Genomic DNA, 14,397 nt, shown 5'->3' on the forward strand with positions numbered 1-14,397 from the left:
GTAAAGCATGCTTACGTTCTTTTTGTACTAGTTTCAACAGTTGTCGGGGTCAGCGAAGGACCGGCTCCTGTCCCTCTCGGACGGCCGCCGCCACCGCCAGCGCGTCCCGCAGCCGACGGGCCTGGACCACCAGCCGCGACGAACCGCGCCGGGCCGCCGCCCCGGAGAGATGCGGCAGCTCACCCCGGGCCCCGGACCGCTCCGCGCAGTCGGCGGCGACCGAGAGCAGCTCCCCGAGCCCTCGCGTCGCGCCCGAGGCGCCTGCGGTGCCCCCGGTCGCGAGATCGGCGAGCAGCACGGGCAGGGTGTTCCGGAGCATCTCCCATATCGTCGCGTTCGCCCCCGTGGCCGCCGCCGTCCGGGCCGACTCGGCCAGCCGCAGCGGCTTCACCGCACCGCGCCGGACCAACTGGCCGAGGTCGGCACCGAGCCGCTCCGCGTCGAGCTGCCCGCGCGCGGCGAGCACCAGCAGCGCGTCCACCGCGGCCAGCCGGTCCTCCGGATGGCGGGCGCCCAGCCCGTACGCCACGCACAGGTGTGTGCTCTCGCCCGCCGCGCCGCCGGACTCGGCGAGCAGCGGGAGGACGGCGGCCGCGCCCCGCTGGTCGTCCAGGGCGGACTCGGAGAGGTCGTGCACCAGCCGTACGGCGACGAGTTCACGCAGCTCCGGGAGCGTGGCCAGCCAGTGCCGGTGGTTCTCCTGGCCCCAGTGGTAGCAGTGACGGACCGCGTCGGACGCCGTGAACGGCCGGCCCAGGCGCCGGAACGCCTCGGGGAATTGCGTCCCGAGTTCCTGGACCTCATCGGACTCGATCAGGATGCGCGGACCCGAGGTCCGGCGGTCGGAGCCGGGCAGGGTGGCCTCCCCGGCGGACAGCCGGCGTGCGAGCCGCTCGCCCTCCGGCGTGCCGAGCTCGCTCGCGCGTCCGGCGGCGGCCAGAGCCGCCGTAGTGTCCGCGAGCCGGACCCGCAGCAGGGCCTGGGCGAAGTCGACCTCTCCCGGCCGGGCGCCGAGACGACGGTAGGTGTCGAGCCGGTCGACGAGCTCGGCCGGCTCCAGAGTCCCGGTGCTCCACGACGGGGTGGCCAGGAGCAGGGGCTGCGGGTCCGTGCGTATCCGGAGGGCCAGTTCACGCAGCCGGACGTCGAGGACGCGGGAGAACCCGTGGCGTGCGCAGTCGTGGTCGGCCGGGCCGCCCCGCAGCCCGGCGAGCAGGGTGGCCGTGCTCACGGCCCCGTACAGCGTGGCGAGGATCAGTTCGAGGCCGCCCTCGGTGGTGAGGAGGCCGCGCCGGGTATGACCGAAGTACTCCTCGGAGTGCTGCCGGCGGTGCGACTCGGGCTCCCACCACCAGCGGGTGGCCGCCACCGGTTCGAGCGCCTCCCGCAACGCGTCCTGGTCGCGGTGGGCATGCCGGGCCAGACCGTCCAGCGCCCGCTCGAACGCGGCCACGTCCATGTCCCCGTCGGCCGCCAGCAGGGCCGACACCTCCTCGGCGAGTTCCACGGCGGAATCCGGTGCGGCCGTGAGCCGGATCGGCTCCGGAACCGGCGGCAGCACCTCCTCGTACACCGCGAACTCCGCCGCGGGCGCGATGCCCAGGACGGCGGCCGCCCGCACCCGCAGGGCCGGGCTCAACTGCTCGACCGCGACGGCGACGTCGGATTGGGAGGCAGCCTCGCCGTCGAGCCGCTTCGCATGCCGCTCGACCAGCTTCAGCGCCCGCTCCTGCACCTGGGTGTCCTCGTGCCCGAACGCCTGGGCCACGGCCGGCAGCAGCTCCGCGGCCGAGGACGGGTCGCGGGCGAGCACCTTGCCGAGCAGCACCAGTTGGGCGCGCACCAGCTTCTTCTCGGCGCGGAACAGCAGCCCTTCGGAGGCCTCGGCGAGCTGCCGCGCGGTGAGGTCGCCGTCGAGCGCGAGGGCGCCGAGGACCGACTGGGCGTGGGCGGCGACCGGGGACACGGCGTCCCGGGCCAGGGCCGTCCAGTCGGCGACGCGCTCGCACACCTCGTCCCGGGTGAGGGCGAGCAGGCCCAGCAACGGCAGGAAGATCCGGTGGTCGGTGGGACCGCCGCCGCGCAGCAGGCGGGCGACACAGGCGTCGACCACGGCCTTGCGCTCCAGCACGCCCGCGCCGGTCAGCTCCGCGAGGGCGCTCTGCCAGGAACCGGGGCCGTCGCCGAACAGCCAGCGGACCTCGCCGAGATCGGAGAGCTCGAACAGGCCGTTCACCAGCGGCGCGAGGTCGGGCTCGGCGCGCAGCCGGTCGACGAGGGGGACGCGTCCCCAGCTGTGGCCGATGTGGCGGACCCAGCCGACCACGTAGGCGTCCGTCACCGGTACCTCGCACCCCGAACGCCGTACCAACCCCGCCATCAGCAGGAACGGCACGTCCGCGGAGACCGGCCGCGCGGCCAGCCGCCGGGCCACGTCGGCCTGCCAGCCGGTGTCCCGGTCCGCCAGCACCTTCAGCAGCATGTCCGCCGGTGCCTGCCGCCAGCGCATGTCGGCCCCGGCGATCCAGGTCGCGGCCGCCGCGGCCCCCGAGTGGCACATGGCCCCGGCCACCTGGAGCGCCGGATAGCTGCGCTGGGACCCGCTCTCCCACGGCGCGGCCCGCAGCTCCTTGCGCAGGGCCTGCAACTCGGGCAGCAGCGCCCGTCGTTCGCCATCCGCCAACTTCCCCACCAGGAGGGCCGTCTCCCCGACGCGCCCCGCCCGTACCGCCTCCAGCACCGCGCCCATCACGCACCCCCGCCGATCGCCGTCATGTCCTGAGCCACGTTCTGCTTCTCGTCCTGCGCCACCGCGGCCCCCCGCCGCGCCATCCGCACCGCCAGCGCGTGCTTGCACGGCCCACGCCCGCCCCGGTACTTCGCCCACCACAGACAACTGCAGCTCAGCACCCCCGCCGTATCCCGCACCCGGTGCACATGACCGTCCTCGGCCGTCACCGTGCCCAGTGCGCCGTCCAGGGCCACCGCGCCCGCGGCCACCAGGGCCCGGGCCGACCGCAGCCGGGGGTTGTGCCGCTCCACGCGCCCCGCGTCGTACGGCAGTTCCCGATGGAAGTAGGCGGCCTCCGCCGTGTCGTAGCCGACGCGTCCCGAGGTGCCGAGGCGGACCAGGGCCGCGCGGACCCGCTCCGGGGTGAGCCCGGAGGAAGCGGCCAGGTCGGCGATGTCGACGCGGGGCTCCCAGGCCAGCAGGACCGCGATCAGCTCCGCGTCCTCGGCGGCCTCGTCGGTGGCGAGGGCGTCCAGCACGCCGCCTTCACCGGAGAATCCGCGGGCCGCGTTGGGCGACACGGTCAGCGTGAGCCGCATGCCCGGCAGCGCGACCTCCCAGGCCGAGGCCGTGCCGGAGGCGGCGAGGGCGCCCTGCGGGCCGTAGACGCGCAGGGCCGTCGCATGGCGCAGCACCCGCTGCAGCGCGCCCAGCCGCTCCGGTCCCGGCAGGCACACCGCGCCCGGCACCGGACGGGTCGTCGGCCGCAGCCCCCGGCCCACCGGCACCACCCAGCCGGGACCGGCCGAACCCCGGCGGGCGGTGCCGCCGCGGGGGAGCGAGCGCAGGAACCGCACCGCCTCGTCCGCCGGCAGCTCGGCCCGCAGATCGAACCCGGCGGCCATGACCTGCGCCTCCGCGAAACCGCGCAGCCAGCGGTCCGGGAGCGGGACCTTCTTCTCCACCACCGGGCCGTCCAGCGTGGTGACCGCCAGCTCCTCGGGGCCGACCCGCAGATGGAGCGGATCGTCCGAGCCGAGCCGGGCGAGCGCCTCCCGCAGCGGGTTGTTGACGTCGACGTTCGTCGTGCCCTGGCCCACCTCGCCGCCGTCCAGTCCCGGGCCGAGGACGTCCAGCCGGGCGTACACCCCGCCGCAGCCGGAGAAGGACTCGAAGCGCAGCCGGTCGCCGTTGCCCGTCACCACCGGGTCCAGCGAGGCGCGCAGCTGCGGCTGGTAGTACCGCGCCGCCGCCACGTCGGCGACCGCGAGCAGCCCGGCCGCGGCCACCTGAGGAGAGGTCAGGAAGCCCGCGAAGAACCGCGGATGGTCCTCGGCCCCGGTGGGTGTCGCACCCCGGGAGGTCTCGAGCCCGAGACGGCGGCCGTCGGCGCCGGAGCGCAGCACGGAGGGTTGGCGATAGGCCACGGCCTGTGAAGATCGCGTCATGGAAAAACCGTAGAGGCGACCACTGACAATCGACTCGGACCTGCGAAGACACCCGCGAAGACGCGCTGCGGGCAGGCGAGTTCGGGGATGCGGCAGGGCCGCACGCCGGGGGATGACGCCGGTGCGCGGCCCTGTGGAAAGCGTACGGGAGTTACTGGCCGACCCGGCCGGGCTGCAGGGTCTGCGTGAACAGCACGGTGCCGTCGTACTCGCGCAGGCGCACCGTCAGCTCGCCGCTGTCGCCGTCGATGTCGACCTCGCCGAAGAACTGGTAGCCCTCGGCGGGTGACACGTTCGAGGCGGTCGGCGCCTTGACGAACACCCGGTCGGGGCCGAACGTGCCGTCCAGCGCGTTGGCCGGGAAGGCACCGGCGTTCAGCGGGCCGGAGACGAACTCCCAGAACGGCGCGAAGTCCTTGAACGCGGCCCGCGACGGGTCGTAGTGCTGGGCCGAGGTGTGGTGGACGTCGGCCGTCAGCCACACCGTGCCGGTGATCTTCCGGTGCTTGACGTACCGCAGCAGCTCCGCGATCTGCAGCTCACGGCCGAGCGGCGCGCCCGGGTCGCCCTGGGCGACGGCCTCGAAGTTCGCCTTGCCCTCGACCGGGTCGGGCACGACAAGACCGAGCGGCATGTCCGCGGCGATCACCTTCCACACCGCACGCGACCGGGACAGCTCACGCTTGAGCCACGCCAGCTGTTCGGCGCCGAGGATGCCCTGCGGGTCGGTCGTCTGAGCGTCGGGCGAGTTCGCGTTGCGGTAGGTCCGCATGTCCAGCACGAACACGTCGAGGAGCGGGCCGTGGTGGTGGACCCGGTAGATCCGGCCGTCCGGGCGGCCGCTGATCGTGGAGATCGGGAAGTACTCGGAGAACGCCTGCCGGGAGCGGAGCGCCATGTCGTCGAGCCTGGTGCCGGCCGGGTAGGCGGTGCCGGTGCCGATGACCTCGCCCGGGTACCAGTTGTTGCGGACCTCGTGGTCGTCCCACTGGATGACGTTCGGCACCTGCGCGTTGAACCGGCGCAGCGCCTGGTCCAGCAGGTTGTAGCGGAAGTTTCCGCGGAAGTCGTCCAGCGTGACCGCGACGTGCGACTTCGCCTCGGAGGTGAGGTTGCGGTACAGGCTGCCGTCGGGCAGCGCCTGGGTCGCCGAGATCACGCCGTCGGCGTAGATGTTGTCACCGCTGCACAGGAAGAAGTCCGGGTCTAGCTTCGCCATCGCGTCGAAGATGCGGTAGCCGCCGATGGACTCGTTGATGCCCCAGCCCTGCCCGGCCAGGTCGCCGGACCAGACGAACCTCACGCCCTGGCGGCGGCGCGCGGACGCGGTGCGGAAGGTGCCGGTGACCGGCTCGCCGGTGCGGCGCGGGTCGTCGGGGTCGGCGAGCCGCACCCGGTAGTGGATCTGCTCACCGGACGGCAGCCCGTGCAGCCGCGTGGTGCCGGTGAAGTCGCTGTCCGCGCCGAGCAGCGGGCCGCGCCAGCTGCGGGCGTCGCGGAACGACTCGGTGGCCGAGGTCTCCACGATCATCCGGGCCGGCCGGTCCGAACGGACCCACACCAGGCCGGAGTCGGCGGTCACGTCGCCCGCCTGTACGCCCCAGTCCGCCCGGGGACGTCCGGACAGCGCGAACGCCGGCGCGGAACCGAGCGCCGTGGGCAGGGTCAGGGCCGCCGACGCGGCGAGCGAGCCGCGCAGCACGCTGCGGCGGCCAGGGAGCGAAAGGGACATGGAAGGGCCTCCAGAACGGGATCCGGCCAGTTGTGCACAGCCACAACTACTGGGGCGCCCCAGCGCACACGCAAACCGCGAGTGAACAAAGGACGGGCTGAGGAAGCGGGGCCGGTCGTGTCGCCTTCACCCGTCGAGTGCCTCCGCCATCACCCGTACGCCCTCCCGGATCCGTGCCGCCGGCAGATGGGCGTACCCCAGCACCAGCCGTACGGCGGACTCGTCGCCACGCGTGTGTGCGCACGCGCTCAGCGGTCGCACCGCCACCCCGGCCGCCGCCGCCCGCCGCACGAAGCGGCTCTCCGGCCCGTACCGCTCGGGGAGTTCGGCGATGGCGTGCAGCCCCGCCGCGATCCCCGACACGCGCGCGTGCGGGAAGTGCTCGGCGAGGGCGGCGACCAGGACGTCCCGCCGCTCCCGGTAGGCGCGCTGGCAGCGGCGCAGCTGCCGGTCGTAGTCGCCGCGCTCCAGGAACCGGGCGAACACCGCCTGGTCGACGGAGGGATGACCCAGGTCCATGGTCCGCTTGCGCTCGACGACGGCGTCCGCCAGGAACTCCGGCACCAGCAGCCAGCCCAGCCGCAGCCCGGGGGCGAGGGACTTGCTGACCGACCCCGTGTACGCCACGCGTTCCGGGTCGAGGCCCTGGAGGGCGCCGACCGGGGCCCGGTCGTAGCGGAAGTCGCCGTCGTAGTCGTCCTCCAGCAGCAGCCCGTCCACCGAGCGGGCCCAGTCCAGCAGCTCGGTGCGGCGGCCGGGGGAGCAGGCGATCCCGGTCGGGTACTGGTGGGCGGGCGTCGTCACCGCCACGCGGACGCCGGCCGCGTGCAGCGGGCCCGGCGCCAGGCCCTCGTCGTCCAGGGGCAGCGGTACGGCGCGCAGTCCGGCCGCCGCGTACAGGGCGTCGTGCTGCGGGCTGCCGGGGTCCTCCACGCCGATCTCGCGCACCCCGCGCGCGTGCAGCACGGAACCGAGCAGCGCCGCCGCCTGCGCCACTCCGGAGACGACCACGATCCGCTCGGGGCCGGCGACCACGCCCCGGCGCCGGCCCAGGAGTTCGGCGAGGGCCGAGCGCAGCCGGGGCAGTCCGCGCGGGTCCGGATAGCCGAGGTCGTGGTGCGGCAGCTCCGCCAGCACCTCCCGCTGGGCGGCGGCCCAGGCGGCCCGCGGGAACAGCGACAGGTCCGGCGACCCCGGCACGAAGTCCACCCGTACGCCGTGCGGGCGCGGCGCGAGGTCACGCGCGCGTGGCGCCGCCGCCCGCACGGCACCGCTCACCCAGGTCCCCGCACCCCGGCCACTGCGCAGATAGCCCTCCGCCGCCAGCTGCTCGTACGCCTCCGTGACCAGCCCCCGCGACACCCCGAGGTCCGTGGCCAGCTCCCGGCTGGACGGCAGCCGGGTGCCGGGCGCGAGCCGTCCCGCGCGGATCGCCTCCCGCAGCGCGGCCTGGAGGAAACGCCCGCGCGCGCGTGCCGGTGCCGATGCGGTCGGCAGCAACAGCTCCCACGCGGCGGAGCCCGGCAGGCCGCCCGGATTGGTCCCCGATGACGTCATGGAAGTGGACCTTAATCCGGACCGCCCCGGTTCCTAGTGTCGTCCTCATGGACGCGACCACCACGCGCGGCTCCCTGCCCACCGCGCTCGCCTACGTGCTCGTCGGGGCCTCTTTCACGGCCAACAGCGTGCTGGGCCACTACCCCTACGCGGGCGGCCAGTTCCTCCGCTACGGACTGGCCTGCCTGCTGCTCGCGCCGTTCGTCGGGCGGGGCGCGGCCGAGCGGCTGCGCGGGCTCGGGGCGCGCGGGTGGCTGCGGTCGGCCCTGCTCGCCGCCGTCGGGATGGTCGGCTTCAACCTCGCGATCCTCGCGGCCGAGCGCACCGCGGAGCCGGCGGTGCCGGGCGTCTTCGTCGGCTGCGCCCCGGTGGTGGTCGCGGTCCTGGTCCCGCTCCTGGACGGTCGCCGGCCCCAACGCCAGGTGTTCCGCGGCGCGTTGCTGGTCGCGGTCGGTGCCTTCGCGGTCCAGGGCTGGGGGCGGACGGACGCGAGCGGTCTCGTCTTCTCGGGGTGCGCGCTGGCCGGTGAGGTCGGGTTCGCGGTGCTCGCGGGACCGGTGCTGGGCGCGCTCGGACCCCGGCTGCTGACCGCCGCCGTGTGCGCCCTCGCCGCGGCCGAGGCGGCGGTGACCGGGGCCGTGCTCGACGGCGGGGCGTGGCTGCGGCGGCCCGACGCCACGGAGACGGCCGCGCTGCTGTGGCAGGCGGCCGTCGTCACGGTCATCGGTTTCGTGTGCTGGTACATGGGCGTACAGCGGATCGGCACGGAGCGCGCGACGTTGTTCACCGGCCTCATCCCGCTGACCGCCGTGTGCACCGCCCCGCTCGTCGGAACGGGCTCCTACGGCCCCGCCCAGGCCGTCGGCGGGGCCCTGGTGGGTGCGGGGGTCGCCCTGGGCTCCGGCGCCCTGCCACGGCCCGGTCACCGCTCGGCGACGACCACTCCTCAGCCCAGCAGCGGGCCCTCCGGCTTCCGGCCGGTGGGCCGCCGTGCGCCGGACCGCCGTTCCCCGGTGGCCAGGGCTCTGACCTGCCTCGGCGGCCGTCGGACGCCGGCCGACCGGGCCCCGCACCGCACCGTGCCGTCGGCGCCCGGCCGTCCGTCAGCGGCTGCCGTCGAGGATGACGCGGGCGACCAGCGCCGGGTCGTCGTTCATCGGGCAGTGTCCGCAGCCGGGCAGCCGGACCAGCCGGGCCTTCGGGATGATCTGCTTGGCCCGCACCCCCTGGCGGCGCACCAGCAGCATGTCCCGGGTGCCCCAGCCCACGGTGACCGGGATGCCGGGGACGTCGTCGGTGAACTGGACGGTGGAACCCGCCCGCAGGGTCTCGGCGAATCCGCTGGCCTGCGCGAGAGCCAGCGTCTCGGCGACCACGGCCTCGGGTGAACGGCGCGCCGGGCGGGCGTAGATGGTGCTCGTCAGGGCGGCCCGTCCGGCGGCCGACCTGGACAGCCGCTCGACCAGCGGGAGCGGCAGCCGCTCCGCGATCCGCCGCATGGCGATGAGCACACCGAAGGCGTAGCGGCGCTCGGCCTGTGACCAGAACCCGGCGGGGGAGAGGGCGGTGACGGACCGTACGAGCTTCTCGCGGCCCAGTTCCAGCGCCAGCAGCCCGCCGAGCGAGTTGCCCGCCACGTGCGGCCGGTCCAGCTCCAGGGCCTCGAACAGGGCGCCGAGCAGGGCGTTGGTGGTCGGCAGGTCGTAGGCGAGGCCGTCGGGCAGGGCCGGGGAGGCGCCGAAGCCGGGCAGGTCCACGGCGATCACGTCCCGCTCGGTCGCGAGGATGTCCACCACGGGGTCCCAGGCCTGCCGGTGATGCCCTATGCCGTGGATGAGGACCAGCGGTTCGCCGCGGCCCACGCGCGCGTACGAGACGGTCACATCCTGCCGGCCGTGCGCGGCCGGGGCTTTGAACGAGACGGTGGCGGACATGGGGGCTCCTCGTCTGGCGACTCCGGCGGACGCCGTAGACAGCTTGTCAGCAATTGCTACTCGCGGGTAGTCCCCGGTGGGGCGTGTCGCACCCCGGCCGCCGGTCTCCGGATCATTCTGGGCCGGGGGTGCGGTCCCGCGACGGGAGCTTTGCCGCCATGTCACGAAAACGCACTCGCGCGAACGCCTCGTGAACGCTCTGTGGCACCGCTTTCTATGCGTTGGTCAAGGGATCGAGGATTGGTCTTGACCAAGGGTCTGCGCCGTCCTATGGTCGCAGATAAGTAAAACAACCTTTAATAAACAAGGGCGCTAAAACGCCGCCGGACCACGGCGATTGCGGAGGACAGGGTGGGGACCACGCAGCTGGAATCGGTGCCGGAGCCGAAGTACTGGCATCTCAAGACCGTGCTCAGTGAGGCACTGGACTCGGAGTTCTCGGTCGGCGAGATCCTGCCCAACGAGCGCGACCTCGCCGCCCGCTTCGGCGTGGCCCGCGCCACCCTCCGTCAGGCCCTCGAACAGCTCGAACTGGAAGGCCGCCTGCAGCGCCGCCGCGGCGTCGGTACGACGGTCGCGCCCCCGCGCATGGGCGTGGCGGTCGGCACCGACCAGCAGGCCTGGCCGGGCGCCCCCGGGGACGCCTGGCAGCCCGCCGACTGCACCCTCGCGGTGCCGCCCGCCGCCGTCGCGACCGCCCTGGAGACCGGCGCGGAGGAGCCCGTGCACATCGTGCGCCGCTCCCGCGTCACGCACGGCCAGCCCGTCGCCGCCGAGCTGCTCTACATCCCGGCGGCCTCGGTCCCGGAGCTGACGGCGATCGACGCGCCGTCCGGAGCGCCCCGCGCGCGTGCGGTCCTGCGGGAGCTGCAGCGCCTGGAGCTGGAGGGCCAGGACCGCGCCGTGGAGCTCGGCTCGGCCCGCGCGGACGACGCCAAGGAACTCGACCGGCTCCCCGGCGCCCCGGTGCTGGTCGTCACCACCCGGTTCCTCGCCGCCGGCCGCACCGCCGCGCTCTCCGTCGCCACCTACCGCGCGGACACCTGCCGACTGACCTTCGGCGACACCGGCGGCGTGGAGATCCACCACGGCCCCGAGCGGCAGGCCTCCTAGCCACCGCGCCGGACACCAGGTCGCGCCCCGGTTCTCCGCCGGGGCGCGACGCGTTTCCCGGCACCCGCGCTCAGCGGCGCGCGGTGACCGTCCCGTCCACCGCGAACAACTGCTCCTCCACGTGGTCGAGGGCGAGCCGCAGCGCGCCCGTCGCCACCGCGGCCTCACCGAGCAGGGACAGAGCCACCCGGGGCGGCCGCAGACAGTAACGGGCGAGCTCCCGGCGCAGCGGCTCCAGGACGCCGTCCAGGCCGGCCGCCCAGCCGCCGATCACCACCAGCTCCGGGTCCAGTGCCAGCACCAGCGCGGCCACGTCGTGGACCAGCCGCTGTATGAACCGGTCGACGGCCGCCCGCGCCCGCGCATCCCCCTTGCGGGCCAGCGCGAACACCTCGGCGACCGCCTGTTCGTCCAGCGGATGCAGCGGCTCGTCGGTGGTGGACAGCAGCGTCTCAGGGGTCACCTCCCGGCCCAGCAGATGCAGTGCGCCGATCTCCCCGGCCGCCCCGCCGTACCCCCGGTGCAGCCGCCCGCCGATCAGCGATCCGGCGCCCGGGCTCAGCCCGGCCATCACCATCACCACGTCGTCGGACTCGGTGGCGGCGCCCTTCCAGTGCTCGGCCACGGCCGCCGCGTTGGCGTCGTTCTCCACCAGGACCGGGCACTTGAAGGACCGGCTCAGCCGCTCGCCGAGCCGCAGCCCCGTCCACTCGGGCAGCGCGGTGCCCAGCCGCACCCGGCCGTCCGCCTCGACTATGCCGGGGGTGCCGACCCCGACGGCCCGCAGCGAACTGCGCGCCACCCCGGCCCGGCGCAGCAGCTCGGCCACGGCGGTGCGCAGCCGTTCCAGCCGCTCGTCGGCATCGGCGGTCTCGTCGACGTCCTTGGCCTGGGCCCCCAGGACCCGGCCGTCCAGGTCGGCCAGGAGAGCGGCGACGCGGTGCGGGCCGATCTCCAGGCCCAGCAGGTGGCCGGCCTCGGCCCGGAACCGGAACCGCCGCGCCGGCCGCCCCTGCCGCCGGGCGGCGCCCTCCTCGGCCGCCGTCTCGACGACCAGTCCGGCCTCGATCAGCCCTTCCACGACCCCCTCGACGGTCGGCCGGGACAGCCCGGTCACCCGGGTGATCTCGGTGAGCGTCGCACAGTCGGTCGCCCGCAGCGCGTGCAGCACCACCGCGGAATTGATCCTTCGCAGCAGAGACGGATCACCGCCGGTCAATCCCGCCAAGGTCCGTCCTCCCAGCTTGCCCCGCACGTTGGCCGGATCGTACTTCGGCGCCGACGGCCCAGGCGAGTGCCGGATGCCTTCGATCTGCCGGAGATCCGCGATCAGCGGGGCGCGACCGCGACCGGTCGCGGCCGGACCGACCGTGACCGGCCCTCCCAGCTCCGGAGGCACCCCGCGCACGGCTCGCGGAATCCCCCGACGCGCCACGTCCGCCACGCCCGGATCGGCTGACCTCGGTCGGTCGCCACGTCGACCCGGCAGGGCGGGGCGCGGTGGCGCGCGTACGTGCGCGACGCGCCGAGGGGCTCCCATTGTCATGTCACATTGCCTACCCGGACGCTATGGTTGTCACTGCCCAGCGAGGGACTGGTTGCGGCACGAGGACCGCCGGTGAGGACCGGTGGCGGTGTGTCGACCGGGGGTGGTTTGGCACTTGTGAGACTGGACCGGGTTGCGTTGGGGGAGCGTCCCATATGTCTCCATTGTGGCCGGCCGTATCGTGCGGTGCCGGGCCTGACGGTCCTCGCCGACGTCGTAGTGAACACCCATCGGATTATCGGCCCGTCTGGTGCACGCGGGCCGACCTGGGGAACGGATGCGATGAACACACGACACGTTCTCGACCCCGGCGGAGGGGACGCCTTGCCACCCACGACCGTCGCCGGCCGGTTCGGCTCGGCGCGAGATGCCTCCTGCTCACGCGGAGGCCGCGGAGTTCACGCGGTACCGGAACGCGCCGGTCGGGCCCGGGCGAATCGATTCCCCGAGCGCTGCCCGAGTCATCTCCCCTTCACCACGTCATCGCCGCGCCACGTGCCGGCCCGGGGGACGTTCGGCGGCGTGTTCTGCGTTCCCGCGTTACTTGTCACGGAGAGGGGATGACTTTGAGGCAGGAGGCCAAGAGCCAGCCTTTCGGTGTGGGCGACCGACTCGGCGCCGAGGAGGTGGCCGTCTACCGGTGGCTCGCCCTGCGCCGGCAGTTCGACCTCTCCCGGATGGCCGCGGAACTCGCGCTCGACGAAGCCACGGTGACGCGCGCCGTCGACGCTCTCCTCCAAGTGGGCCTGCTCCAGCGGCACGCGGAGGACGACCAGGTGATGCGGGCGGTCGACCCGCATCTGGCCGCCGCCGTGGCCACCGCCCCGCTGGAGAGGGCCATACGCGAGCAGCAGATCTCGCTGCGCGCCTTCCGCGACCAGTTCGCCCAGCTCACCTCGCACTACGAGGAGGCGCAGCGTGCCACCCCCGCGCCCCTCGACACCATCCCCGCTCTGACCGAGGTACGGGTCGCCCTGGACCGGGCGGCCGAGCTGTGCCGCGAGGAGATGATCACCGTCCAGCCGGGCGGCACGCGGGCACCCGAAGTGCTCAAGGACGCGCTGGCCAGGGATGGCGAGATGCTCGCCCGCGGGGTGCGGATCCGGACCCTCTACCACCACACCGCGCGGTTCAACAGCCCCAGCCAGGCGTACGTCGCCATGGCCAGCGCCCTCGGAGCCGAGTACCGCACCGCCCATCAGCTCTTCGGCCGGATGATCGTGTTCGACCGTGAACTGGCCTTCCTGCCCGACCACAAGGGGACGTGGGGCGCGGTCGTCATCCGTGAACCGTCGGTCGTGCACTTCCTGTGCGAGCTGTTCGAACACGCGTGGACGGAGGCCCAGCCGTTCTCCGACGCGGCCACCGATGGACTGGAAGCCGTTGCCAAGGACCTTGACCGCACCATCCTGAGGCTTCTCGCAACCGGGCGGAAGGACGAGACGATCGCCCGGCGCCTCGGCATGTCGCTGCGCACCACACGGAAACACATCGCGGACATCATGCAGACCCTCGGGGCGGAGAGCCGCTTCCAGGCCGGTTTCGCGGTAGCCACCAGGGGGCTGCTGTGCGACGACCCGGACGACGAGAGCGCCGACCCGCAGGACGAGTAGTCCGGTCCCGCGAACGGTCCGCCGACAAGGGCTGCTTGATGGTCCGTCAGCCCGTCAGTTCGGCTCGCCCAGGAGGAGTTCCATCAGGACCGTCGGCGTGTGGACGTCCAGCAGAGCGTAGGCGTGGTCGCGGGGCACGAAGAGTGTCCCGCCCGCGCGAAGGCGCAGATCCACGGTGCTCCCCGGAATGCCGTCCGTGCGGGTGAGCCTGCACCGGCACGCGCCTTCGAGCACGGTCACGATGTACTCGACCGTGCTCGAGGCCTGTTGTTCGCCGACCGACATGGAATGCATGAACCGGAAGGACGGGCGGACCCGCAGCTCCAGCAGCGCGCCGAGCGCCGAGGCCAGCAGCAGCGGCTCCGCCTCCTCTCCCGGGGCCCCGGGCTCCCGCGGACACTCGTCGGTCCGAGGCGGCGCCGCGTCGGAGGCGTACGGCCAGCGCTCCTGGTGATAGGCGAGGCGCGCGATGCGCAGCAGCTCCGGTAACGTCTCGGAGTCCTCGGGCCACAGCAGTGCCGGTCCCCTGTCCCCGTTCGTCGCGACGCACAGCGCCAACTCCTGGACAAAGGACTCGAGCGGCTTCACCAGCCGTCTGGGCTCAGGCACAGCTCTGACTCTCCGATCTCGCGTCGGCCCGATCCCTGGCAAGGGGCTTGTGGGCACCGTCGAGTCGGCTTCGTCTTCGTTCGCTTCCTCCGGGACCCAGATGTCCCGCTGCCG

Annotated in this window: 9 protein-coding genes and 1 pseudogene; 3 read left to right on the forward strand and 7 right to left on the reverse strand. The window is 74.0% G+C overall.

Annotation, left to right across the window (positions count from 1 at the left end; genetic code table 11):
* Positions 1–49: 49 nt before the first annotated feature.
* The 4 genes from ACFY0P_RS38250 to ACFY0P_RS38265 form a co-directional block, all read right to left on the reverse strand.
* The gene (locus tag ACFY0P_RS38250) at positions 50–2,749 is read right to left on the reverse strand and encodes a DUF6493 family protein (protein ID WP_388924164.1); all 2,700 of its coding nucleotides are present in this window, start codon (positions 2,747–2,749) and stop codon (positions 50–52) included.
* The gene (locus tag ACFY0P_RS38255) at positions 2,749–4,179 is read right to left on the reverse strand and encodes an SWIM zinc finger family protein (protein WP_388924167.1); all 1,431 of its coding nucleotides are present in this window, start codon (positions 4,177–4,179) and stop codon (positions 2,749–2,751) included. The genes ACFY0P_RS38250 and ACFY0P_RS38255 overlap by 1 nt, the downstream gene beginning before the upstream one ends.
* 151 nt (positions 4,180–4,330) lie before the next feature.
* Complete coding sequence (locus ACFY0P_RS38260; RefSeq protein ID WP_388924170.1) at positions 4,331–5,911, reverse strand: alkaline phosphatase D family protein; 1,581 nt, start codon at positions 5,909–5,911, stop codon at positions 4,331–4,333.
* A 126-nt stretch (positions 5,912–6,037) separates the two neighbouring features.
* Complete coding sequence (locus tag ACFY0P_RS38265) at positions 6,038–7,468, reverse strand: PLP-dependent aminotransferase family protein (RefSeq protein WP_388924173.1); 1,431 nt, start codon at positions 7,466–7,468, stop codon at positions 6,038–6,040.
* A 47-nt stretch (positions 7,469–7,515) separates the two neighbouring features.
* On the opposite strand from ACFY0P_RS38265, the pseudogene ACFY0P_RS38270 reads away from it, so the two are divergent.
* A pseudogene (locus tag ACFY0P_RS38270) lies at positions 7,516–8,352 on the forward strand (EamA family transporter); the annotation flags it as partial.
* Positions 8,353–8,571: 219 nt separating this feature from the next.
* Here ACFY0P_RS38270 and ACFY0P_RS38275 read toward each other — a convergent pair.
* Positions 8,572–9,402: an alpha/beta fold hydrolase gene (locus ACFY0P_RS38275; protein ID WP_388924176.1), complete on the reverse strand. Its 831-nt coding sequence runs from the start codon at positions 9,400–9,402 to the stop codon at positions 8,572–8,574.
* A 351-nt stretch (positions 9,403–9,753) separates the two neighbouring features.
* On the opposite strand from ACFY0P_RS38275, the gene ACFY0P_RS38280 reads away from it, so the two are divergent.
* Entirely contained in the window at positions 9,754–10,515 is a 762-nt protein-coding gene (locus ACFY0P_RS38280; RefSeq protein ID WP_388924179.1) for a GntR family transcriptional regulator, read from the forward strand.
* Positions 10,516–10,585: 70 nt separating this feature from the next.
* On the opposite strand, the gene ACFY0P_RS38285 is transcribed toward ACFY0P_RS38280, so the two are convergent.
* Positions 10,586–11,743 carry an ROK family transcriptional regulator gene (locus tag ACFY0P_RS38285; protein WP_388924181.1) on the reverse strand — a complete coding sequence of 386 codons (1,158 nt, stop codon included), beginning with the start codon at positions 11,741–11,743 and terminating at the stop codon, positions 10,586–10,588.
* An 878-nt stretch (positions 11,744–12,621) separates the two neighbouring features.
* Here ACFY0P_RS38285 and ACFY0P_RS38290 point away from each other — a divergent pair.
* Entirely contained in the window at positions 12,622–13,674 is a 1,053-nt protein-coding gene (locus tag ACFY0P_RS38290; protein ID WP_388924184.1) for a LuxR C-terminal-related transcriptional regulator, read from the forward strand.
* 54 nt (positions 13,675–13,728) lie between these two features.
* On the opposite strand, the gene ACFY0P_RS38295 is transcribed toward ACFY0P_RS38290, so the two are convergent.
* Positions 13,729–14,283, reverse strand: a complete 555-nt coding sequence (locus ACFY0P_RS38295) for a hypothetical protein (protein ID WP_388924186.1) — start codon at positions 14,281–14,283, stop codon at positions 13,729–13,731.
* Between the last annotated feature and the right edge of the window lie 114 nt (positions 14,284–14,397).

It is taken from the genome of Streptomyces sp. NPDC001714 (assembly GCF_042892755.1).
Taxonomy (GTDB): Bacteria; Actinomycetota; Actinomycetes; order Streptomycetales; family Streptomycetaceae; genus Streptomyces.

Bases quoted from the DNA above. Each gene is read 5' to 3' on its own strand.
- ACFY0P_RS38250 (WP_388924164.1), bottom strand. From the start codon at position 2,749: ATGGGCGCGGTGCTGGAGGCGGTACGGGCGGGGCGCGTCGGGGAGACG.
- ACFY0P_RS38255 (WP_388924167.1), bottom strand. From the start codon at position 4,179: ATGACGCGATCTTCACAGGCCGTGGCCTATCGCCAACCCTCCGTGCTG.
- ACFY0P_RS38260 (WP_388924170.1), bottom strand. From the start codon at position 5,911: ATGTCCCTTTCGCTCCCTGGCCGCCGCAGCGTGCTGCGCGGCTCGCTC.
- ACFY0P_RS38265 (WP_388924173.1), bottom strand. From the start codon at position 7,468: ATGACGTCATCGGGGACCAATCCGGGCGGCCTGCCGGGCTCCGCCGCG.
- ACFY0P_RS38275 (WP_388924176.1), bottom strand. From the start codon at position 9,402: ATGTCCGCCACCGTCTCGTTCAAAGCCCCGGCCGCGCACGGCCGGCAG.
- ACFY0P_RS38290 (WP_388924184.1), top strand. From the start codon at position 12,622: ATGACTTTGAGGCAGGAGGCCAAGAGCCAGCCTTTCGGTGTGGGCGAC.